The sequence below is a fragment of the Cryobacterium sp. Hh11 genome (genome assembly GCF_004404045.1).
Taxonomy (GTDB): Bacteria; Actinomycetota; Actinomycetes; order Actinomycetales; family Microbacteriaceae; genus Cryobacterium; species Cryobacterium levicorallinum.
The window spans coordinates 322,962-344,768 of record NZ_SOHF01000015.1; the positions used below are offsets into that span (position 1 = coordinate 322,962).

The 21,807-nt window shown below is 62.5% G+C and carries 16 protein-coding genes; 12 read left to right on the plus strand and 4 right to left on the minus strand.

Annotation, left to right across the window (positions count from 1 at the left end):
• Positions 1-13 precede the first annotated feature (13 nt).
• Positions 14-676 carry a GntR family transcriptional regulator gene (locus E3T46_RS06925; RefSeq protein ID WP_104132530.1) on the plus strand — a complete coding sequence of 221 codons (663 nt, stop codon included), beginning with the start codon at positions 14-16 and terminating at the stop codon, positions 674-676.
• A gap of 26 nt (positions 677-702) precedes the next feature.
• On the opposite strand, the gene E3T46_RS06930 is transcribed toward E3T46_RS06925, so the two are convergent.
• Complete coding sequence (locus E3T46_RS06930) at positions 703-1,392, minus strand: GntR family transcriptional regulator (protein WP_134577954.1); 690 nt, start codon at positions 1,390-1,392, stop codon at positions 703-705.
• A 120-nt stretch (positions 1,393-1,512) separates the two neighbouring features.
• On the opposite strand from E3T46_RS06930, the gene purU reads away from it, so the two are divergent.
• The 8 genes from purU to E3T46_RS06970 all read left to right on the plus strand — a co-directional run bounded on the left by purU (position 1,513) and on the right by E3T46_RS06970 (position 15,194).
• Entirely contained in the window at positions 1,513-2,427 is a 915-nt protein-coding gene (gene purU, locus E3T46_RS06935) for a formyltetrahydrofolate deformylase (RefSeq protein ID WP_134577955.1), read from the plus strand.
• Between the two features lie 56 nt (positions 2,428-2,483).
• Positions 2,484-4,976, plus strand: a complete 2,493-nt coding sequence (locus E3T46_RS06940) for an FAD-dependent oxidoreductase (protein ID WP_134443900.1) — start codon at positions 2,484-2,486, stop codon at positions 4,974-4,976.
• Positions 4,977-5,332: 356 nt separating this feature from the next.
• Positions 5,333-7,327 carry a BCCT family transporter gene (locus E3T46_RS06945; protein ID WP_134577956.1) on the plus strand — a complete coding sequence of 665 codons (1,995 nt, stop codon included), beginning with the start codon at positions 5,333-5,335 and terminating at the stop codon, positions 7,325-7,327.
• 494 nt (positions 7,328-7,821) lie between these two features.
• On the plus strand, positions 7,822-9,519 hold the full coding sequence (gene betA, locus E3T46_RS06950; protein WP_134577957.1) for a choline dehydrogenase: 1,698 nt from the start codon (positions 7,822-7,824) through the stop codon (positions 9,517-9,519).
• Entirely contained in the window at positions 9,516-11,072 is a 1,557-nt protein-coding gene (locus E3T46_RS06955; protein ID WP_198419126.1) for an aldehyde dehydrogenase family protein, read from the plus strand. The genes betA and E3T46_RS06955 overlap by 4 nt, the downstream gene beginning before the upstream one ends.
• Positions 11,069-12,103: a glycine betaine/L-proline ABC transporter ATP-binding protein gene (locus tag E3T46_RS06960; RefSeq protein WP_092448690.1), complete on the plus strand. Its 1,035-nt coding sequence runs from the start codon at positions 11,069-11,071 to the stop codon at positions 12,101-12,103. Before E3T46_RS06955 ends, E3T46_RS06960 begins: the two co-directional genes overlap by 4 nt.
• The gene (locus tag E3T46_RS06965) at positions 12,103-14,148 is read left to right on the plus strand and encodes an ABC transporter permease subunit (RefSeq protein ID WP_134577958.1); all 2,046 of its coding nucleotides are present in this window, start codon (positions 12,103-12,105) and stop codon (positions 14,146-14,148) included. Before E3T46_RS06960 ends, E3T46_RS06965 begins: the two co-directional genes overlap by 1 nt.
• A gap of 65 nt (positions 14,149-14,213) precedes the next feature.
• A complete protein-coding gene (locus tag E3T46_RS06970) occupies positions 14,214-15,194 on the plus strand; it encodes an ABC transporter substrate-binding protein (RefSeq protein ID WP_174845381.1) in 981 nt (326 codons plus the stop codon).
• A 202-nt stretch (positions 15,195-15,396) separates the two neighbouring features.
• Here E3T46_RS06970 and E3T46_RS06975 read toward each other — a convergent pair whose 3' ends face one another.
• Complete coding sequence (locus E3T46_RS06975) at positions 15,397-16,329, minus strand: LysR family transcriptional regulator (protein WP_134577959.1); 933 nt, start codon at positions 16,327-16,329, stop codon at positions 15,397-15,399.
• Positions 16,330-16,485: 156 nt separating this feature from the next.
• On the opposite strand from E3T46_RS06975, the gene E3T46_RS06980 reads away from it, so the two are divergent.
• The 3 genes from E3T46_RS06980 (at position 16,486) to fdhA (ending at position 20,562) form a co-directional block, all read left to right on the plus strand.
• A complete protein-coding gene (locus E3T46_RS06980; RefSeq protein ID WP_134577960.1) occupies positions 16,486-17,790 on the plus strand; it encodes an aromatic ring-hydroxylating dioxygenase subunit alpha in 1,305 nt (434 codons plus the stop codon).
• Complete coding sequence (locus tag E3T46_RS06985) at positions 17,787-19,202, plus strand: ferredoxin reductase (protein WP_134577961.1); 1,416 nt, start codon at positions 17,787-17,789, stop codon at positions 19,200-19,202. The genes E3T46_RS06980 and E3T46_RS06985 overlap by 4 nt, the downstream gene beginning before the upstream one ends.
• A gap of 139 nt (positions 19,203-19,341) precedes the next feature.
• Entirely contained in the window at positions 19,342-20,562 is a 1,221-nt protein-coding gene (gene fdhA / locus E3T46_RS06990) for a formaldehyde dehydrogenase, glutathione-independent (RefSeq protein WP_134471984.1), read from the plus strand.
• Here fdhA and E3T46_RS18415 read toward each other — a convergent pair.
• On the minus strand, positions 20,470-20,922 hold the full coding sequence (locus E3T46_RS18415) for a HipA N-terminal domain-containing protein (protein WP_277870931.1): 453 nt from the start codon (positions 20,920-20,922) through the stop codon (positions 20,470-20,472). The two genes, fdhA and E3T46_RS18415, sit on opposite strands and share 93 nt — an antisense overlap.
• A gap of 6 nt (positions 20,923-20,928) precedes the next feature.
• Positions 20,929-21,603 (minus strand): haloacid dehalogenase type II, encoded by a 675-nt coding sequence (locus E3T46_RS07000; protein ID WP_134471985.1) that lies wholly within the window; start codon positions 21,601-21,603, stop codon positions 20,929-20,931.
• Between the last annotated feature and the right edge of the window lie 204 nt (positions 21,604-21,807).

Below are 21,807 nucleotides of genomic sequence, written 5' to 3' on the forward strand. Positions count from 1 at the left end.
CCGAGGAGAAACCATGACGAACGCTACAGCAGCGGCTGAGCCAGATCTGTCGTTGTCAGAGCATGCCTACCGCAGTCTGCGCGACCAGCTGATCATGCTGGAGATACGCCCGGGCGATGCCATCAACGATTCAGCCCTGGCGGCGAGCCTCGGTATTGGGCGCACCCCCGTGCGCGAGGCGCTCAAGCGACTCGAGAGCGATCACCTCGTCGTCTCGTACCCGCGCCGCGGAACTTTTGCCACCCGCGTCGACTTCACCGAGTTGGCAGACATTTCGGAGATCCGCCAATTACTGGAGCCACTCGCGGCCCGACGTGCGGCGCAGAACGCCACCGCGCCAATGCGCGCAAAATTCCGAGATTTAGCCGCTAGTATTGCGCGTTCAGAACCTGGCAACTCGGACCAGCATGACCTGATGCGCTTTGACATCAAAGTACACCGGCAGATCTATGCCGCAGCCGGCAATGCGCATCTGGAAGACGTGCTGATCCGCTACGACAACCTGGCAACGCGCATCTGGTGTCTGGTGCTCGACAAAATCCCATCCGTGGTCGGGCACATCACCGAGCATGTCAAGCTGCTCCAGGCCATCGCCGACGGTGACGGCGAACTTTCCGCTGGGCTGGCCCTCGAGCACGTGACCAACTTTGAGAAGACCATCCGCACCGCCCTTTAGACGGTTCCTGGTGGGCGGCGCCTGCCTCAGGCGGCGAAAAGAGCTTCGCGTACCGCCTGCTCGAAGCCACTCACGTGGATCCGCGCGAGTTCGGCGGCACCTGCCTCATCTCCGTCGATAACGGCACGGAGCAGGTCCACATGCTCATGGACGTGCCGGGACAGGTCAGGCAGGCGATCCAGGACCATGCACCAGATTCGTGTCGCAAGATTGTCGTAGCGGATCAGGACATCTTCGAGGTGGGGATTGGCGGCCGCCGCATAAATGCCGCGGTGCACGCTGGCGTCCAACCGCAGCGTTTCGACGACGGACGCTGCGCTCGCGTCGAATCCCTCGACGGCGCGCATGACCTCCCGCAACTGTTCCCTGGCAGACACCGTGGCCACGCGGGCAGCCCGGGAAGCGGCAAGGGGTTCCAGCTGCGTGCGGATTTCGGAAATGAACGCAAGGTCAGTAACGTCCACGCGGGTCGCGAAAGTTCCTCTCCGCGGGTAGGACACAACGAGGCGATCGAGCTCCAGCCGTTTCAAGGCTTCGCGCACCGGCGTGCGCCCGACGCCCAAGTCTTTGGCGAGCTCGCCATCACTGAGTAGATCGCCAGGCTTGATGTCCAGAGTCAGCAGCCGATCGCGAACGCGTTCGTAGGCTATATCCGCCAACGACCTCCGTGCGGCATCAGCACCAGCACCAGCACTCACCCAAGCTTCAACCGCCATTCGTTGACCCCTTTCAAATCGAGCAAGAAGGCTATTGACCTATCTCAGTCGCCAGTATACGCTGATCACCAAATCAGATATATCAGTAGTAATACTGCCAATATATATAGGGGCGGAGACATGACGCTAATTTCGACAGACTCATCTACCAGCACACTGCCTCAATCGGAGGTTCTTGGGCAAGAGCAGACGAAGAAGTTCGTTCTCACATTGTCGTGCGTCGAACGCGCAGGCATCGTCCACGCGGTCACAACGTTCCTGTTCGAGCGTGGCTTCAACATTGAAGAACACCAGCAGTTCGATGACGGCCTCCGAGAGACTCTGCATCTCCGCACCGCATTCTCGGGCCCTTCTACTTACACCCCGGACGATCTCGAGGAAGAATTCCGATCGATTGCTGCCCGCTTCGACATGAAATTTAGCTTTCATGACGAGACGAAGCAACGCATCCTGGTCATGGTGTCCAAGTTCGGGCATTGCCTGAACGACTTACTCTTTCGCTGGCGGGGCGGAAGCCTCCACGGCGACATTGCCCTTGTGGTTTCCAATCATGAAACCCACCGGGCAATGGTTGAGGCCGCCGGCGTCCCCTTCATCTACCTCCCGGTGACTCCCGCGACCAAATTGGACGCCGAGCGGCGCTTACTGGAACTGGTGGAGGAGCAGAAAATCGACCTCGTCGTGCTTGCCCGGTACATGCAGGTTCTGTCCGATGACCTCTGCCGCTCGCTGGAAGGCCGCGCTATCAACATCCACCATTCCTTTCTCCCGGGATTCAAGGGCGCACGCCCTTACCACCAGGCCTACGACCGTGGCGTAAAGCTGGTGGGCGCCACGGCCCACTACGTCACTGCGGAACTCGATGAGGGTCCAATCATCGAACAGGAAGTCATCAGGGTCGACCACAGCTATGGACCGACCGCTCTTTCAACAGTCGGACAGGACGCCGAAGCACTGGCACTCTCCCGGGCCGTGCGCTGGCACTGCGAACACCGTGTACTTCTGGATCGGAACAGCACCGTCGTGTTCCGGTAAGTAGAAGCCACCAAACCAGCAGGTATTGACACACAAAAATCAGGAGGAGAAACCATATGGCATCGACGCCAAGCATTGTCATTATCGGAGCTGGAATAGTCGGAACGAACCTGGCCGATGAACTCGTCACCCGGGGTTGGAACAACATCACTGTGCTGGACCAAGGGCCGCTGCACATGCCCGGGGGCTCAACGTCCCACGCCCCCGGCCTCGTCTTCCAGACAAACGCCTCGAAATCCATGGCACTCTTCGCCAAATACACGGTGGAGAAGCTACTCTCCTTGACCGAAGACGGCGTCAACTGCTTCAACCAGGTCGGCGGCCTCGAAGTCGCCACCACCGAGACCCGTCTCGCTGACCTGAAGCGAAAGCTCGGATACGCAGCATCGTATGGAATTACCGGAAAAATTCTTTCACGTGAAGAGTGCATGGAGCTCTACCCGCTCCTGAACGAGGAAGATATCCTCGGTGGACTACATGTTCCCAGCGACGGCCTGGCCAACGCCGCCCGCGCCGTTCAGTTGCTGATCAAGCGCACGGAAGCCGCGGGCGTCCAGTACCTGGGCAACACCACTGTCACGGGTATTGAACAGTCCGGCCGGCGCGTCACAGGTGTCCAGACGTCCGACGGTGTTATCCCCGCGGACATCGTGGTTTCCTGCGCAGGCTTTTGGGGGGCCAAGATCGGCGAAATGATCGGCATGTCCGTTCCTCTTCTACCCTTGGCCCACCAGTACGTCACGACCACTCCGGTACCAGCGTTGAAGGGCAAGAACAGCCTGCCCAACGGGGCCTCCTTACCCATCCTGCGACACCAGGACCAGGATCTGTACTACCGCGAGCACGGCGAGCGCTACGGCATCGGTTCCTACGCCCACCGCCCAATGCCCGTGGACCTCGACGAACTCGGCACCTTTGAGCCCGCCACGATCAGCGAACACAACATGCCCTCCCGGCTGGACTTCACCGTGGATGACTTCCTTCCGGCCTGGGAGGCCACCAAGCGGATCCTGCCCGCGCTTTCGGAAAGCAATATAGAGGATGGCTTCAATGGCATTTTCTCCTTCACCCCCGACGGCGGATCCCTGGTGGGCGAGTCCAAGGAGTTGGACGGCTTCTTCGTTGCCGAAGCCGTGTGGGTGACCCACTCTGCCGGTATCGCCCGCGCCGTTGCCCAACTGCTGACCACCGGAAGGTCGGAGATCGATCTGGGTGATTGTGATATTCACCGCTTTGAAGAGGTCCAGTTAACCCCGGAATACGTCAGCGAAACATCACAGCAGAATTTCGTCGAAATCTACGACGTCCTCCACCCACTCCAGTCCAAGCTGTCCCCCCGCAACCTCCGCGTGAGTCCGTTCCACGCGCGCCACAAGCAGTTGGGCGGGTTCTTCCTGGAGAGCGGCGGATGGGAACGCCCCTACTGGTTCGAAGCAAACGCGGCGCTGTTGAAGGAGATGCCGGACAGCTGGCTGCCGCCAGCTCGCGACGCGTGGTCGGGGATGTTCAGCTCGCCCATTGCTGCCGCGGAAGCCTGGAAGACCCGCACGGCAGTTGCCATGTACGACATGACTCCGCTCAAGCGCCTTGAGGTCTCCGGCCCGGGCGCTCTGAAGCTGCTGCAGGAACTCACCACTGCGGACCTGGCCAAGAAGCCCGGTGCAGTCACGTACACCCTCCTGCTGGACGACGCCGGCGGCATCCGAAGCGACATCACCGTGGCCCGGTTGAGCGAAGACACCTTCCAGCTCGGAGCCAACGGAAACATCGACACTGCCTATTTTGAAAGGGCAGCCCGCCATCAGACTGAAAGCGGGAGCGCCAGCGACTGGGTACAGGTGCGCGACACGACGGGCGGTACGTGCTGCATTGGCCTCTGGGGGCCCCTCGCTCGGGACCTGATCAGCACCGTCAGCAGCGATGATTTCAGCAATGAAGGTCTCAAATACTTCCGCGCTAAAAAGGTAGTCATCGGCGGCGTCAACGTAACGGCCATGCGCTTGTCCTACGTCGGCGAACTGGGCTGGGAACTCTACACAAGTGCCGACAACGGTCAGCGCCTCTGGGATGCGCTCTGGAAGGCCGGCCAGCCTCACGGTGTCATAGCGGCAGGCCGTGCAGCCTTTGGTGCGCTGCGTCTTGAAAAGGGTTACCGATCCTGGGGCACGGACATGACGACCGAGCACGACCCCCTGGAAGCCGGACTGGGATTCGCCGTGAAGATGGCCAAGGCATCCTTCGTCGGAAAAAAAGCGCTGGAAGACCGTAGCGAGGAAAACTCCGAACGGAACCTGTGCTGCCTGACGGTCGACGACGGCCGGAGTATCGTCCTGGGCAAGGAACCGGTATTTTACAAGGACCAGGCGGTCGGCTACGTCACCAGCGCCGCCTACGGCTACACCGTCGCTAAACCGATCGCTTACGCGTACCTTCCGGCGGCTGTCACTGTCGGGGACTCTGTTGAGATCGAGTACTTCGGCCGGCGCATTCAGGCCACGGTCACCGCAGATCCGCTCTACGACCCCACAATGTCCAGGCTGCGCGGCTAAGAGCCCCGGGGGCCATCCAGGTGGTTGAGCGCGAGCACCTCTCTGGGTCGATGCGCGGTGTCCTCAAGCCCGGGCGAAGACCATCACTTAGCCGTCCGCGGGGAGCTAGATCTGCCGGCGGCCCGGACTGAAGCGCTCAGCCGTGATATACGGGCGCTAAGAAATCTCTGGACACACACCCAGTCCTGCAATACGCTGCTTCTGATATATCTGAAATGGTGATTTAGGCATATCAGTCGTAGAAGACAGCATCATGATCATCGAATCGGACGAGGTCCTCAACCTTCTGCCCGATCTGACTACCAAGGGCCATATCTAACCGCAGGCCCCTGCCACACCGAACAAAGGACACGCTTATGCACTCTAGTAGTGACCTGAAATCCCATACACCCAAGGACTTACCTGCTAACAAAGATGTGGCAGAGACTCCGCGTAATGACGAGTCCCGAAGGGGGGAGAAGAGTAATGCAATCATTGGTGTCTCCGGCGAAGTAGACACAATCCCCGCACGCGCCGTGCCGGACGCCGAGTACGGGCAAATCCTCGAAGAATTGCGTCATGCCCAGACCGAGCAGGCAGTTGCGGATCGCCGCAACCATAAGCTCAGTCTCGACAAAATCATCTTCGGGATCACCGGCGCCATCGCCATTGCCTTTGTTGTCTGGGGCTTTGTGGGACGCGATAGTTTGTCCAGCACTTCCACGGGTGCCCTCAATTGGGTCATGGAGTACACCGGCTGGCTCTTCATGCTCGTGGCATCGCTCTTCGTGATCTTTGTCCTGTGGCTGGCCCTGGGTAAGTTCGGCAACATCCCGCTGGGTAAGGACGGCGAAAGGCCCGAATTCCGCACTGTCTCCTGGATCGCAATGATGTTCGCCGCCGGCATGGGCATCGGGCTGATGTTCTACGGCGTGGCCGAACCCCTTTATCACTACATCTCTCCCCCGCCCGGCACCGTGGACGGACGAACCCCCGAAGCCATCCAGACTGCCATGGCCACCTCGATCTTCCACTGGACGCTGCACCCCTGGGCCATGTATGCCATTGTCGGCATCCCAATTGCCTACGGGACGTACCGCCTGGGTCGCAGGCAATTGATCTCCGTCGCATTCACGTCACTCTTCGGAGTCAGGACGGTCGAAGGGCCAGTCGGGAAGTTCATCAACATCCTGGCCATTTTCGCCACCTTGTTTGGAACCGCTGCATCGTTGGGCCTTGGTGCCCTGCAGATTGGCAGCGGCATGACGTCCAACGGTTGGTTCGGCGAGATCGGCACCCCCGTGCTCGTGGCGATTGTCGCTGTCCTGACCTTGTGCTTCGTCGCTTCAGCCGTCTCTGGAATCAGCCGCGGTATCAAGTGGCTTTCCAACATCAACATGGTCCTGGCCGTCGTCCTGGCATTGATCGTCTTCGTCGCGGGCCCCACTCTCTTCATCCTTAACTTGATCCCCTCTGCAGTTGGCGAGTACGCCCGCGACCTGGCCGAAATGTCGTCCCGGACTGAAGCGGTCGGCGATGAGTCGCTGCGCAGCTGGATGAGCAGCTGGACAATCTTCTACTGGGCCTGGTGGATCTCATGGACCCCGTTCGTCGGTCTCTTCATCGCCCGCATTAGCCGCGGTCGCACCATCCGCCAGCTCGTCACCGGAGTGCTTCTGGTGCCCAGCGTCGTCAGCGTGATCTGGTTTGCCGTCTTCGGAGGCGCAGCCTTCCAAATTCAGCAGGAAGCCGACAGAACCAACACCCCGGGCCTGGTCACCGTGGTCGACGGGACACCGACCGTCAACTTCGACGGAGCACTCTTCGACCTGATCAAGAACCTGAGCATGCCTGACTGGGCCACTACTGCCGTTATCGTGCTGGCCATGGTTTTGGTCGCTATCTTCTTTATCACCGGTGCCGACGCTGCCTCAATCGTGATGGGATCGCTCAGCTCCAATGGCGCCGAGCACCCCCGCCGCGGAGTGATCATCTTCTGGGGCTGCCTCACCGGTGCCGTGGCGGCGGTCATGTTGCTGGCCGGCGGCGATGCACCATCGGAAGCCTTGGCTGGCCTGCAACGAATAACCATCGTGGCAGCGCTACCGTTCGTCATCGTCATGGTGTTGCTCTGCTTCGCTCTCACCAAGGACCTGCGTCGCGATCCTCTCTTCCTGCGGCGTCGCCTGGCCACATCCGTCGTAGAGCGAGCAATGCGCACCGGCGTGGAACAACACGGCGGCTTGCAGTTCGACCTCGTGACAAAGCACGACTGCGCCGAGAAATGCTCCGACTCGGACTGCCCGGGGGGCACTCGCACGGGGAGCATCCCAACCTTCGAGCCCCAGCAGCCGGGCCCGGACGGTAAATAGCGGCGCACCTTAGGTAGCAGCCCACCTCGGCGGCACGCGGCTTCTTCAGGCCCGTGCCGCCGAGCCTCACCCACCCCCAACGAATAGCAAAGGTATCTACATGTCCCAGCTCCGAGACCAACACGAGACTCTACGGATTAGCAGCGCCGGTAAGGAGTTCGTGGATATCCAGTTGGAGTGCTCAAATCCAGTCACTGTTCAGCTGCAACTGGATGGCGGCTGCAACTGCCAACACGACCACGGGAACCGCCCGGGCTCGTATGTTGACAGTGACCTCGGTCCTCGCTGACTGCGGCGGCGTTCCGCGCCCTGATTAACAGTCCTTGGCGCCCGGCCGCATTTTCGGAACTGTTTCGACAGCGACGCGCAATGGACCACATCCGCGAATACCGCATCCACACACGGCTCAGCAAACGGCAGATCCTGTCCGTTCGTCCTTAACATTGCTGGCCCTCCAAAATGACTCCCAGATCACGCCCAAGGAGATTTACCTTATGACGAACGAGAGCTTCGATTACGTGATAGTCGGCGGTGGAAGCGCCGGATCGGTCCTCGCAGACAGGCTGAGCGCCGACGGACAGCACACGGTGCTGGTCCTTGAAGCGGGCCGCAGCGACTACCCGTGGGACCTTTTCATCCAGATGCCGGCGGCCCTAACCTTCCCCAGCGGCAACAGGTTCTACGACTGGCAATACGAATCCGACCCCGAACCCCGCATGCACGGTCGGAAGATCGCCCACGCCCGCGGCAAAGTGCTCGGCGGCTCCAGCTCCATCAACGGGATGATCTTCCAGCGCGGTAACCCCCTGGACTACGAACGCTGGGGAGCGGACGCCGGCATGGAGACCTGGGACTTCGCGCACTGTCTGCCCTACTTCAAACGCATGGAAACCACGCTGGCCGCAGCTCCGGACGATGACTTGCGCGGCCATGACGGACCTCTGGTCCTGGAACGCGGGCCCGCCCGCAATCCCCTGTTCCAGGCCTTCTTCCGCGCCGCCGAGGAAGCGGGTCACAAACGCACCGATGACGTCAACGGGTACAGGCAGGAAGGCTTCGGCCCGTTCGACCGTAACATCCACAAGGGCCAGCGGCTGTCGGCTTCCCGGGCTTACCTTCGCCCCAACAAGGGCCGTCGGAACCTGACGGTCCGCACCCGGGCGCTGGTGGCCAGGGTCAACTTCGACGGCACAACGGCAACGGGGGTCAGCTACCGCCGGAACGGGAGGCTGCACACCGTCAGCGCCAAGGAGGTGGTGCTGTGCGGCGGGGCCATCAACACGCCCCAGTTGCTGCAACTGTCCGGCATTGGTGATTCGGCCCACCTCTCGTCGCTGGGCATCACGACTGTCGTGGCTCTGCCCGGTGTCGGCGAAAACCTGCAAGACCACCTGGAGGTCTATGTCCAGCACTCCTGCAAGCAGCCCGTGTCCATGCAGCCTAGCCTCAGCCTCTGGCGCTACCCATTGATCGGACTCCAGTGGCTGCTGAGCCGCAAGGGCCCGGCTGCCACCAACCATTTCGAAGGAGGCGGATTCGTTCGCTCCAACGATGACGTCACCTACCCCAACTTGATGTTTCACTTCCTGCCGGTGGCTGTGCGCTACGACGGCCAGAAGGCCGATGCCAAACACGGGTATCAGGTCCACGTCGGCCCCATGTACTCCGACACCAGGGGCAGTCTGAAGATCATCTCCACGAACCCGGCCACGCACCCGTCCCTGCAATTCAACTATCTGTCCACGGACCAGGACCGGCGCGAATGGGTCGAAGCTATCCGGGTTACCCGCGACATTCTCGGCCGGCCGGCCCTGGCTCCCTACAGCGGCGGCGAACTCTCACCCGGCCCGTCCGTGCAGACGGACGAGGAAATCCTGGACTGGGTGGCTCGGGACGCCGAAACGGCGCTCCATCCCTCCTGTACCGCCAAGATGGGCCCTGCCTCTGACCCCCTGGCGGTGGTGGATCCGCTCACCATGAAGGTCCACGGGACCTCGGGGCTCCGCGTGGCTGACGCCTCCGCGATGCCCTATGTGACCAACGGCAACATCTACGCACCGGTCATGATGCTCGCCGAAAAGGCTGCGGACCTCATCCTGGACCGTACGCCACTGGCACCCCAGCACGCCGACTTCTACCGGCACGCACCTGCAGCTACTACCGAGGCCGCGCCCAGTGTGGGTCTCGCATGAACCGCGTTCAGGGTGTTCAGCTGACCGGCCTTGGAACCGTCACGGTCCCCGATGCCTCACCGGTGCCGGGGCTGTTTGCGAACGGCCGGTGGACTGAAACGGCCGCCGGGTACACCCGGGTCATCCGCTGCCCGGCGGACGGTGAACAGGTCGCCGAGGTTGCCGAATGCACGGCCGCCGACGCTGGGGAAGCTGTCGCCAGCGCCCGTCGAGCGTTCGACAGCGGAGCGTGGCCGGGAACCAGCGAGAAGGCGCGTGGCCAGGTCCTGCTCCGCACCGCCGAATTGCTGGAGCGCGACAAGGCCCTGTATGCCCGGGCCGAGGCCCTCGACACGGGCAAGCGCTACGTCGAAGCGGAATACGACATCGACGATATCGCCGCATGCTTCAGGTACTACGGCGGCATCGCCGGGACGGACGCAGGCCGTGTGATCGACACCGGAAATCCCGGCAGCATCAGCCGCGTTGTCCACGCACCGGTCGGGGTTTGCGGACTCATCACGCCATGGAACTACCCCCTCCTGCAGGCCTCCTGGAAGGTGGCCCCGGCCCTGCTGGCCGGCAATACCTTCGTCCTGAAACCCAGCGAATTGACTCCCTCCACGGCCATCCTGCTGATGGAAACGCTCCTGGAAGCCGGGTTGCCGCCCGGCGTCGCAAACCTCGTCACCGGCACGGGCCCCGAGGTCGGCGCCGTCCTGAGCGAAAGCCCGGACGTTGACCTGGTCTCCTTCACCGGCGGCCTGGCCACCGGGATCAGCATCATGAAGGCCGCGGCCGACACCGTGAAGCGGGTCGCCCTGGAACTGGGCGGGAAGAATCCGAACATTGTCTTCGCTGACGCCGACCGCGAGTCTGCTTTGGATAATGCCCTCACTGCGGTGTTCCTGCATTCCGGGCAGGTGTGCTCGGCCGGCACGAGGCTCATTATTGAGGAATCGATCCACGACGAGTTCATGGCCGAACTGGTGCGGCGCGCCCAGTCCATCCGGCTTGGCGGTCCCTTCGACGAGCGCGCGGAAACCGGCCCGCTGATTTCGGCCGCGCACCGTGACAGGGTCCACGCCTATGTCCAGGCCGGCATCGCGGAAGGAGCCACGCTGCTGTGCGGCGGATATATCCCCGACACCGGCGCGCTGGCAATCGGCAGCTACTACCCTCCCACCATCCTGGATGACTGCCACACGTCCATGAACGCCGTCCAGGAAGAGTCGTTTGGACCGGTCCTGACCGTGGAGACCTTCAGCACTGAGCAGGAAGCCATCATGCTGGCGAACGACACCGCCTACGGGCTGGCTGGCGCCGTCTGGACGAATGACGGTTCCCGCGCCCAGCGCGTTGCCGGATCCCTCCGGCACGGAACGGTGTGGATCAACGACTACCACCCCTACCTTCCCCAAGCTGAGTGGGGCGGGTTCGGCAAGTCGGGAAACGGCCGCGAACTTGGGCTTCAGGGTCTCGCGGAGTACCGAGAAACCAAACACATCTGGCAAAACATCAACCCCCAGCCCAGCCACTGGTTCGAGTCTCCACCGGCAGGAGTACAGCAATGAATAGTCCCGACATCTCCGTGCGCAACCTTTGGAAGGTCTTCGGACCGGGGGGCGACCAGATTCCCGGAAACCCCGAACTCTCGGGCCTCAACTCAGCGGAACTGCTGGAACGTACCGGCTGCAACGCTGCCGTCCGTGACCTGAGTTTCGACGTCGCCAAAGGCGAGGTCTTCGTGGTCATGGGACTTTCCGGATCCGGCAAGTCCACCCTGATCCGGTGCCTGACCCGGCTGATCGAACCCACCTCCGGGCAGGTCCTGGTGGACGGCAAGGATGTTCTCCAGGCAGGCATGGCCGAGCTCCGCGAACTGCGCCGGCGGAAGATGTCCATGGTGTTCCAGCATTTCGGCCTCCTCCCGCACCGCACCGTGCTCGACAACGTCTCTTACGGGCTGCAGATCCGCGGGGCGGCCAAAAAAGAACGCTTCACCCGGGCCCGGGAGATCATCGAACTCGTGGGCCTCAAGGGCTACGAACAGCACTACCCGGACCAGCTGTCCGGCGGGATGCAGCAGCGCGTGGGCCTGGGCCGGGCCCTTGCCGGGGATCCGGACACCATCCTCTTCGACGAGCCCTTCTCCGCCCTGGATCCGCTCATTCGCCGTGATATGCAGGCCGAAGTCATCCGGCTGCACAAGGAAATGGGCAAGACCATGGTTTTCGTGACCCACGACCTCTCCGAGGCGCTCAAGCTCGGCGACCGCATCCTGATCATGCGAAACGGAGAGACGGTCCAGTGCGGCACGGGAGATGAGCTGGTGGGGTCCCCGGCGGACAAATACATTGAGGACTTCGTGTCCGAAGTCCTCCGCGCGGATGTCCTGACCCTGAAGTGGATCACCCGGCCCGTTGAGGCCGCAACACCGGCTGACGCGCCCGTTCTCAGTTCACGGATGATCATCCGCGATGCCATCGCGGCGGTCATGCAGTCCCCCTGCCCCGTCCTGGTGGAGGATTCCGGCCGGATCACCGGGCAGATCGACCGTGACAGCATCCTCTCGGTACTACAGCGCACGGAAGCAGCGGCCTAGTGTCCGTCCTCGTTCGGGATCGGGCCACGGCGCAGCCCGCACCGTTCCCCTCCCCCTCCCGTACCCGCGAACCGCGCCGCAGGCCCACCAGACGCACCATCCTGTTGGCCAGCGCAGTCGTCGTCTGGATCCTGGGATTCGTTTTCCTGCATGGAACCTCCACCCTGACGCTGCCGGCCTCTGAGCTGACGGACCTGCACCGCTCCCTCAACCAGTTCAACGTTTGGGTAGCGGCAAACCGCGCGGACAACCCCGTCTTCCTGTACGTCTTAACGCCCTTGCGTGCCGGCGTCGACGCCGTGGCCAACCTGTTCATCACCACCTTTGCGGCGAGTTCCACGGGCCTTCGTCTGCCGGAAATCGGCTGGCTCGGAACGGTGGGCTTGCTGGGGTGGATCGCGTTGGCGATCGGAAATGCCCGGGTCGCACTGTTGACGGTGACCATCTTTATCTTCTTTGGCTTCCAGGGCCTGTTCCTCGAAGCCACCTACACGTTCGCCTTGGTCGTCACCGCTGTGCTGCTGACCCTTCTGGTTGGAATCCCACTCGGTGTCCTGGCCGGCGTGTACGGCCGCGTCGCCAAGTTGATCACGCCGGTACTGGACTTCATGCAGACGCTGCCAACGTTCGTGTACCTGGCCCCCCTGGCTTTGATCTTCCTCATCGGCCCCGCATCGGCCGTTATCGCGACAGTGATCTACGCGGCTCCGCCCGTGATCCGCCTGACGGCGCACGGCATCCGCGGCATCCCCGAGAACACCCGCGAAGCATCCGACTCACTGGGCACAACTGGTGTGCAGCGGCTCCTTACCCTGCAGCTTCCCATGGCCCGCCGCACCATCGTCATGGGAATCAACCAGAGCACCATGGCTGCCCTGTCCATGGTCACCATCGCCGCCCTGATCGCAGCCCCCGGGCTCGGCCAGGTGGTGGTCCGGGCGCTGCAGTCGCTGGACGTCGGCACGGCCGTCAACGCTGGACTCTCCATAGTCCTGCTGGCGATCATGCTGGACCGGGTGACCACCGCCGCAAGCCGCCGCGCGGAACCAGGGGCAGCCCGCAACCGCAGGGTCTCCCGCAGGACCAGATTCATCCTCCTGGGCATAACCCTGGTGCTAGCCCTGGTCATGGTGCAGTTATCCCGGACCATGCTGTGGGCCGCCGCATTCCCGGCCAACCTTGACATCGGCCGGGTGATCGTCCAAGCCGTGAGCTCGGCCAGCGAATGGACGCAGGCCAACCTATCCCTCTTCACCGTCTCCTTCCGGGAAGCCGTCACCACCGGGATCCTCAACCCGTTCCAGTCGCTGCTCACCGAGACGCCCTTCTACATCCTGGTGGCCGCTATTGCCCTAGCCGCCTACGCCCTGGGCGGCTGGAAGCTCTCGGCCCTGACCACTGCCTGCCTGGGCGTTATTATCTACCTCGGCCTCTGGAGCGACTCCATGGTCACCCTGGCCGCAACGCTGGTAGCAACCACGGTGGTCATGGTCCTGGGTATAGTCTTCGGCGTCGCCATGGGACGGTCCGCTCGGGTGGACCAGATTATGCGGCCCATGCTGGACGCGGGCCAGACCATGCCCGCCTTTGTCTACCTGGTCCCGTTCCTGGGCCTCTTCGGCGCCACCCGTTTTACAGCGATCATCGCCGGAATCATCTACGCCGCCCCCGTGGCCATCAAGATCACGGCCGACGGCATCGCGGCGATCTCCCCCACCGTTGTCGAAGCCGCCGTATCCAGCGGCTCCACCCCCTGGCAGGTCATCACCAAGGTCCAGCTTCCGATGGCCAGGCAGACCCTGGCCCTCGCCGCGAACCAGGGCCTGATCTATGTCCTGGCCATGGTGGTGGTGGGTGCGCTCGTGGGCGCAGGCGGCCTCGGGTACGACGTCGTTGCTGGCTTCGTGCAAAGCTCGCTCTTCGGCAAGGGCCTCGCTGCAGGCCTTGCCATCGTCTTCCTCGGCATACTGCTGGACAGGATGACCCAGGCCGCCGCAGCCACACCGGCGCGAAAAATCCCTTCGCCCAAAACGTCGACAACCTGACCGCATGATCGCCCTGCGCCCGGCGCGGTGGACCCCCGCATTCCCCCCAATAAGGAGATCAGATAATGAACAAAGCTAGATTGCTGTTGAATCGAACTGTCCCGGCAGCGGCTGGAGCTGCTGCCGCGATCATGCTGTTCGCAGGCTGCGGCGGTGCCTCCGTCAATCAGTCGGCTGCCGACCCGGCTGCCGATGGCGCGACGGCCTGCGGAACGGTCAACGTCGCAATGAACGCCTGGGTGGGGTACACGGCCAATGCCGCCGTGTACAGCTATGTGGCGAAGAACGAGTTGGGCTGCACCGTGGTGCAGAAGGACCTGAATGAGCAGATTTCGTGGCAGGGCTTTGCCTCCGGCGAGGTGGACATCGTGATCGAGAACTGGGGCCACGATGATCTCGCCAAGCAGTACATCACCGATCAGAAAGTGGCCGTCGACGCTGGCACCACCGGAAACGTGGGCTACATCGGCTGGTACGTGGCGCCCTGGATGGCCGAGAAATATCCGGACATCACGGAATGGGAGAACCTGAACAAGTATGCCTCGATGCTCGCCACGTCCGAATCCGGAGGCAAAGGGCAGCTACTCGACGGCGATCCCGCCTTCGTCACCAATGACGAGGCGCTGGTGAAGAACCTCAATCTGGACTACAAGGTGGTGTTCTCCGGTTCGGAGGCCGCCCTGATCCAGTCATTCCGTACAGCGGAGCAGAATAAGACGCCGATTCTGGGCTATTTCTACGAGCCGCAGTGGTTCCTGGCCCAGGTGCCGCTTAAAAAGGTCAACTTGCCGGCGTGGACCGAGGGCTGCGACGCGAACGCGGAAGAAGTCGCCTGTGACTACCCGGAATACAAGCTCAACAAGATTATTTCGAAGAAGTTTGCGGACAGTGGATCGCCCGCAGCCAAGCTTGCGAAATCATTCAACTGGACCAATGAGGACCAGAATGCGGTTGCTACGGATATCCAGGGCGGCATGATGCCCGAGGAGGCGGCAAAGAAATGGGTGGATGCTAACGAGGATGCTGTGAACGCCTGGCTCAACTAGTCCAGAACGTTCAGATTATGCGGCGGCGAGTCCTCCCTGGGCTGTCTCACTGATCTCAGCCGGGTCGGTAGACTCACCCACCCACCGGAAATCCGTGGGTGGGTGAGTGACTTGTTTTCAGCTCCTTGTTCGGGCAGCGCGAACGTGTCGCCACCATGCGGATCTGCTGGCCCTGTCTGCGACGAATCGTGGGCATCCGCTCTCAGAGATCGTCTCCGGGTCGGGCGGTGAGGATCCGATTGGCGCTGACCTGCAAAATGCCGAGCGACTCCTGGATCAGGGGCGATGTGATGCTGCCCTTGCGCACCGCAGCGACAATGCGGCGCGAGGGTTTGCCCTTGCCGGCAATGCGCAGTCGAACCACGTTTTCGGCACCGTGCAGCGGCGCCAGTCGCGGCAGCAGTCCCAAGCCCAGCCCCGCACCAACGAAGGCGATCTGGGTTTCCCATTCCACGGCCTCATGGGCAATTCGCGGTGTTACCCCGACTGCCGTGAACGCCGCCGTAAATAGGGCATGGTACGTGGAACCGGCGGCCTCGGTGATCCAGGGTTCCGTGGCCAGCTCCTCGAGCGTCACCGTTTGCCGTGACGCCAACGGATGGTCAGCGGGAATGATCACGTCCAGGGGATCGTCGAGCAGAACAGTCTGTTCGAAGCGCGCATCATCCTCAACCGGGGTGTCGGACTGCATGGCGACGATGACCGCGAGGTCGATTCGCTCGGCAACCAACAAGTCGAAGCAGCGAGCCGGGTCGGCCTCGAGTACCTGTACCTCCAGCAGGGGGCGTGTCGAGCGCAGCGTGGCGGCCAGCGGCGCGAGCAGCTGGGCAGCCGCCGTGGAGAATCCACCGAGCCCCAAACGGGACGGCACCTGGTCGCCGGCCTCCATGGCCGCGGCGCGCAGGCTCTCCCATTCCGCAATGAGCGCGTCCGAGCCCGCCACGAGATAGCGGCCCGCGGCGGTTAGCCGTACCCCTCGACCGTCCTTCGTCAGCAGCTGCATTCCGAGCACACGCTGGAACTCCCGCAATTGCGCGGAGACCGCGGAGGGAGAATAACCCGTGAGCGCCGCCGTAGCCCCAACGGTGCCGCACCGGCCAAATACCCGAAGTGTTATAAGCCGTGGATCGATCATGCACTTATTCTGCACTGTTATTTGCTAAATCTTGCGCTTTTGTTGCAGATCTATGCTCCCTAATCTCAGGATTAGCTGTTTTCGACAACGCCGGTTGCCCCCCCACTCCGGGTCTCACTCATCGCACACTCATCCAACCCTCTCGGGAGGAAACCCATGGCTGCTCCAGTACACATGCCCCTCAATTCACGTGGAAGACTCGCTTCATACTTGCCAGCCGAGCAGATGGCGGAAATTACCGAGTTGTTTGATTTTCGGCGGGTGGGATATTCCCTCAATGCCCCCTTCTACACCGATCCGACGATTTTCAACATTGACATGAAGGCCATTTTTGGCCAGCATTGGATCTTTGCCGCCAGCATCGCCGAGCTCCCGGAACCAGGAGACTACGTCACTGTCGATTACGGCCCGTATTCCCTGATCGTGCTGCGCGACGACGACGGCGGCGTGAACGTGCTGCACAACGTGTGCCGCCACCGGGGCGCCCGCGTCCTGACCGAAGCTTCGGGGACCACGGGCAACCTGGTCTGCGGCTATCACTCGTGGACCTACTCCCCCCGCGGCGATTTGGTCCATGCCTCGGCACCGGGGGAAACGCAGTTCGACAAGGGCTGTTTCGGTCTCAAGCGCGCCCACAGCCGCGTGTTCGCAGGACTCATCTTCGTCTGCATTGCGGATGAGCCGCCAACGGACTTCGACGAAACCGGAAAGATCTTCGAACCCTACCTTGCGCCCCACGACCTATCGAAGACGAAAATCGCTTACCAGCAGAACATCGTCGAGGAGGGCAACTGGAAGCTCGTCATGGAGAACAACCGTGAGTGCTACCACTGCGACGGCCACCCAGAACTCGCCTGCTCCCTCTTTCCCACCTGGGGCCTGACGGAGGGCCTGATCCCGCTCCATCTTGAGGAGGTGTGGGGCCGAAACAAGGAAGCACAGTCCTCGCTCGAGGACCGTTGCCGCCGTTATGGCCTTCCCTATGAGGCCGTCGAGGAACTCGACACCCGCGTAGGGGGAATCCGCATCTCACGAGACGCTCTCGACGGCGACGGCGAATCGTTCTCGCCCGACGGGCGCAGACTCTCCAAGAAGCTGCTCGGCGACTTGCGCGACTTCCGCCTTGGCCGCTGCTCGATGCACCTGCAGCCCAACAGCTGGTTCCATTTCGTCGCGGACCACATCATCACGTTCGCCGTCTTCCCCGTCAATGAGCACCAGACGCTGGTACGCACCACCTGGCTGGTGGCTGACGACGCCGTGGAAGGCGTCGATTACGACCTGGAGAAGCTCACCCACACCTGGAAGCAGACCAATCTGCAGGACAAGGCGTTCGTGGAGTTGTGCCAGAAGGGCGCCAGCAGCCCCGCCTACGAGCCCGGCCCGTACATGAAGAGTGAATACCAGGTCGAGGCATTCATCAACTGGTATGTACAGCGCGTGCAGGAGCACTTGGCATGATTGAACTCGGCACCGTCACGGCCATCCAGGAGCCACAGCGCATTCGCGGCCTGGAGATGCCGTGGAACAGGGTGCTGGGCAGCACCGATGGACCCGCCGGTGCGGCCCGCGCATTGGGACCCTGGAATCCGCAGGAGCTTATGGCCGAATGTGTCGAGACCATTCCCGAGGCGGGCGGCATGATGACCTTCGTGTTCCGCCGCTCCGACGGGGCGCCCCTGGCGTTCCGTCCGGGCCAGTACGTGAATGTCGCCTTTCCCGTGAACGGCGAAGACCAGGACGCCGTGGACCGCAGCTACTCGCTGTCCAGTTCGCCCACCAAGCCGTGGACCTTTGAGATAACAGTCAAATGCGACCCCACGGGGCAGGTCTCGCCGTGGGTGCACGCGAACGTCAAACCCGGCACCGTCCTGGAGATGCTCGGGCCGGTCGGGGCCTTCCACCTGCCCGACGTCGACCGGCGGGCACGGTACCTCTTACTGGCGGCCGGCTCCGGCATCACCCCCATCATGTCGATGGTGCGGACCATCCACTCCCTGCCCGGACAGGCCGATGTCGTGCTGCTCTTCCACGGAGCGGAGGCTGGAGGGTTTGCCTTCCACCAGGAATTGAACTACATCGCCTCCGTGGACTCGCGCGTCAAGGTCTTCTACTCCCTGGGCGACCGCAGCGAACCCGAGGGGTGGCAAGGGCTCACCGGAAGGCTAACGGCGGCCATGCTCGACCAGGTAGCCCCGGATGCCAACGGCCGCCAGGTTTATGCCTGCGGCCCCGAGGGTTACCTGAACGCAGCCACCGAGCTCCTTGAGAAAGTCGGCGTCGACGACACCTCCATCCACGTGGAATTCTTCTCGGGAGACCGCCAGACCATTCTTGAATACCAGGCGGAGGTCGCGCTTGCAGTGGACATTGCGGAGGAAATCGCCGAGGAAATCGCCGATTCCGCCGAGGACTACTACGAAAGCCAGCCCGCAGCATTCGGGCTCTACGAGCCCGGCTACGATGCCGAGGGAACCCTGGAGGCCACGGGACTGCCGCTGGAAACCGTCGACCCGGACTCGTCCTGTCCCGAAGCCCCCGACGCCAGTTCGGATGTGAGGCCGGAGGCCGGGTCCACCGATGTCTCGAGCTTCGACACGGTCGGCACGGGAAGTCTCACCCTTTCCTTCCTGCGCACCGGCATCAACGTGCGCATCGACCCCGCCGAACATATCCTCGGGGTGGCCCAGCGTGCGGGCGTCAGGATCGGCGCGAACTGCAGGGAAGGCATGTGCGGCTCCTGCAAAGTCGTCAAGCTTTCCGGGGAAGTCGACATGAACCACCAGGGCGGGATCCGGGCTCGGGAAATCGATGCAGGCAAGTTCCTGCCCTGCTGCTCGACCGCGCTCACTGATTTAGTGATCGATGCCTAGCCGCCTCCAGCTTCTCCCCCCGGGAGCGTATCAATAGACCCGATTTGCTTCACGAAAGTGACAACAACGTCCTCACAGGCAGTCTGATGCGACCAGCATCACCGTGAGGGTTCGATCGCCAACCCATAGGAGCCATTTAATGTCAGGTAACAAAGCCGTTGCATACAAGGCGCCGGGGATCGTGGAAATCATCGATACCCCGTATCCCACCTTCGAACTGCAAGCCGGCCCAGGCGTCAATCCCCTCAATGTCGGCCGGAAGATCCCGCACGGGGTCATCCTGCGCACCGTGAGCACCAACATCTGCGGCTCGGACCAGCACATGGTTCGTGGCCGCACGACCGCCCCGGCCGGTCTCGTCCTGGGGCACGAGATCACCGGGGAAGTCATCGAGACCGGGCCCGACGTCGAGTTCATCAAGGTCGGGGACATCGTTTCCGTCCCCTTCAACATATCCTGCGGACGTTGCCGGAATTGCAAGGAAGGCAAGACCGGAATCTGCCTGAACGTGAACCCAGACCGTCCCGGTTCCGCCTACGGCTATGTCGACATGGGCGGATGGGTCGGCGGGCAGGCGGAGTTCGTCCTGGTCCCCTACGCGGACTGGAACCTGCTGCGGTTCCCCGATCGGGACCAGGCCCTGGAAAAGATCATGGACCTGACCATGCTCTCGGACATCCTCCCGACCGGTTTCCACGGGGCCGTTACTGCGGGTGTTGGCGTCGGGTCCACCGTCTATGTTGCCGGGGCCGGTCCCGTGGGGCTGGCCGCGGCAGCCAGCGCCCAACTGCTGGGGGCTGCGGTGGTCATCGTGGGGGATCTGAATGAGGATCGCCTGGCCCAGGCCCGATCCTTTGGCTGCGAAACCGTTAATGTGGCCAACGGGGACCCGGCTGACCAGATCGAGCAGCTTCTCGGGGTCCGGGAGGTCGATGCCGGTATCGACGCGGTCGGTTTCGAGGCCCGCGGCCACGGACATGGTGCCGGGGCCCAGGAGGCGCCGGCCACCGTGCTCAATTCACTGATGGATCTCACCGCCGCCGGCGGGTCCCTGGGCATTCCCGGCCTGTATGTCACCGGGGATCCGGGCGCCGCGGACGAGGCGGCCCAAAAGGGCAGCCTGTCACTATCCTTGGGCACCGGCTGGGCGAAGTCCCTCTCCTTTGCTACCGGCCAGTGTCCGGTCATGAAGTACAACCGGCAGCTGATGATGGCGATCCTGCATGACAGGATCCAGATCGCCAAGGCGGTCAACGCCACAGCCATTTCACTCCAGGATGCCCCGCGGGGGTACGCGGAATTCGATGCGGGCGCCGCCACGAAGTATGTCCTGGACCCGAACGGCTACCTCAGCAAATAGTCCGACAGGCAGGTTAGAGCAGTCGGTGCACCACCCATATCGTGCGGGCGGTGCACCGCCCAATCCGTCTTCGAAGCGCTTGAACGTGTTGCGGATCAGATGAATGTTATGCCGATGTCGGCACGGTGGCTTGATGACGTGGGTCTGAATGGCACCGGCTATGTCGCGGCCGAACTGGGCCGGCAACGCAATAGTGTCGTCGCTGGAGACTCTGATCTCGGCAGCGAGGTTGTCCAGGGCGGTGCCTTCCGGCAAAAGTTCTGCGAAGAAGTTGCGTCTTCGCCCCGCCCGGCTGCGGTTGCTGACGAGGTCGAACGGCACCGAAGCGGAGAGGATCGTGCTGCCGAGCCCCAAACACACAGCTGCCTAGGCGTTTAGGCGTGCAGCCAACTCGTGGAGGGTGGGAACGGTGTAGTCCGGTTGCGCGAAGTAGCTCGGATAAGGGGCATCGCCTCGGTTGATCCAAGCGGTGCTGAGGCCCGCTTGGGCTGCCCCGTGGATGTCCCAGGGGTGCACGGCGACCAGGAGCATGTCGGCCGACTGAACCCCCAGAGCATTCGCGGCGTAGTGATAGGCGGAACCCACAGGTTTCCACGCCGGTGCGTCCTCGACGGTGAGAAGGGCGTCAAAGTTATCTCGAATCCCCGCCTCGGACAGCATGGCTTGTGCCAACCGTGCCGACCCGTTGGACAAGGTCGCGAGGCGGTACCCCGAGACCTTTAACGCCCTGACCCCGTCTGCGACATCCGGGTGCAGGTTCAGTGTCCCGAGGCCCTCCAAGACATGGGATACGGCCTCATCGACAGTGCGCGTCAGGGCGATGCCGCGGAACAGATCATGCAGGATCGCGGTGCCGATCACGGAGAATCTCGCACTGTCGCCAGACGCGGCGAGGGCGAATCCGTCCCGAAGCAATGATGCGAACCAGATCCGGGCCAGATAACCCGGGGCACCGACCTCCACGAAACGATTCTCCATTGGTGACATGTCCGAGAGGGTTTCATTGACATCGAAAACGATTACTGACGCGGCTGCATTCATGATGGGCTCCTTAAGATTGATCAACGTGCCCGAGATCGGAAACCGACGGCGTCTGTTCACGCCGGTCGTGCCTCGACTCAAACACGAAGTCGGACAAACGATGTGGTCGACCCCTTCCACCCAATAGGCAGAGTCACGGCAGCGAACACGATGCGATCCACGGATCCATGGATCCACGGACCTCCAGTCTACGAAAACCTCGCC

Excerpts from the sequence above, each read along its gene's own strand:
- E3T46_RS06925 (WP_104132530.1), top strand. The coding sequence starts at position 14 with ATGACGAACGCTACAGCAGCGGCTGAGCCAGATCTGTCGTTGTCAGAG.
- E3T46_RS06930 (WP_134577954.1), bottom strand. The coding sequence starts at position 1,392 with ATGGCGGTTGAAGCTTGGGTGAGTGCTGGTGCTGGTGCTGATGCCGCA.
- purU (WP_134577955.1), top strand. The coding sequence starts at position 1,513 with ATGACGCTAATTTCGACAGACTCATCTACCAGCACACTGCCTCAATCG.
- E3T46_RS06940 (WP_134443900.1), top strand. The coding sequence starts at position 2,484 with ATGGCATCGACGCCAAGCATTGTCATTATCGGAGCTGGAATAGTCGGA.
- E3T46_RS06945 (WP_134577956.1), top strand. The coding sequence starts at position 5,333 with ATGCACTCTAGTAGTGACCTGAAATCCCATACACCCAAGGACTTACCT.
- betA (WP_134577957.1), top strand. The coding sequence starts at position 7,822 with ATGACGAACGAGAGCTTCGATTACGTGATAGTCGGCGGTGGAAGCGCC.
- E3T46_RS06955 (WP_198419126.1), top strand. The coding sequence starts at position 9,516 with ATGAACCGCGTTCAGGGTGTTCAGCTGACCGGCCTTGGAACCGTCACG.
- E3T46_RS06960 (WP_092448690.1), top strand. The coding sequence starts at position 11,069 with ATGAATAGTCCCGACATCTCCGTGCGCAACCTTTGGAAGGTCTTCGGA.
- E3T46_RS06970 (WP_174845381.1), top strand. The coding sequence starts at position 14,214 with ATGAACAAAGCTAGATTGCTGTTGAATCGAACTGTCCCGGCAGCGGCT.
- E3T46_RS06975 (WP_134577959.1), bottom strand. The coding sequence starts at position 16,329 with ATGATCGATCCACGGCTTATAACACTTCGGGTATTTGGCCGGTGCGGC.
- E3T46_RS06980 (WP_134577960.1), top strand. The coding sequence starts at position 16,486 with ATGGCTGCTCCAGTACACATGCCCCTCAATTCACGTGGAAGACTCGCT.
- E3T46_RS06985 (WP_134577961.1), top strand. The coding sequence starts at position 17,787 with ATGATTGAACTCGGCACCGTCACGGCCATCCAGGAGCCACAGCGCATT.
- fdhA (WP_134471984.1), top strand. The coding sequence starts at position 19,342 with ATGTCAGGTAACAAAGCCGTTGCATACAAGGCGCCGGGGATCGTGGAA.
- E3T46_RS07000 (WP_134471985.1), bottom strand. The coding sequence starts at position 21,603 with ATGAATGCAGCCGCGTCAGTAATCGTTTTCGATGTCAATGAAACCCTC.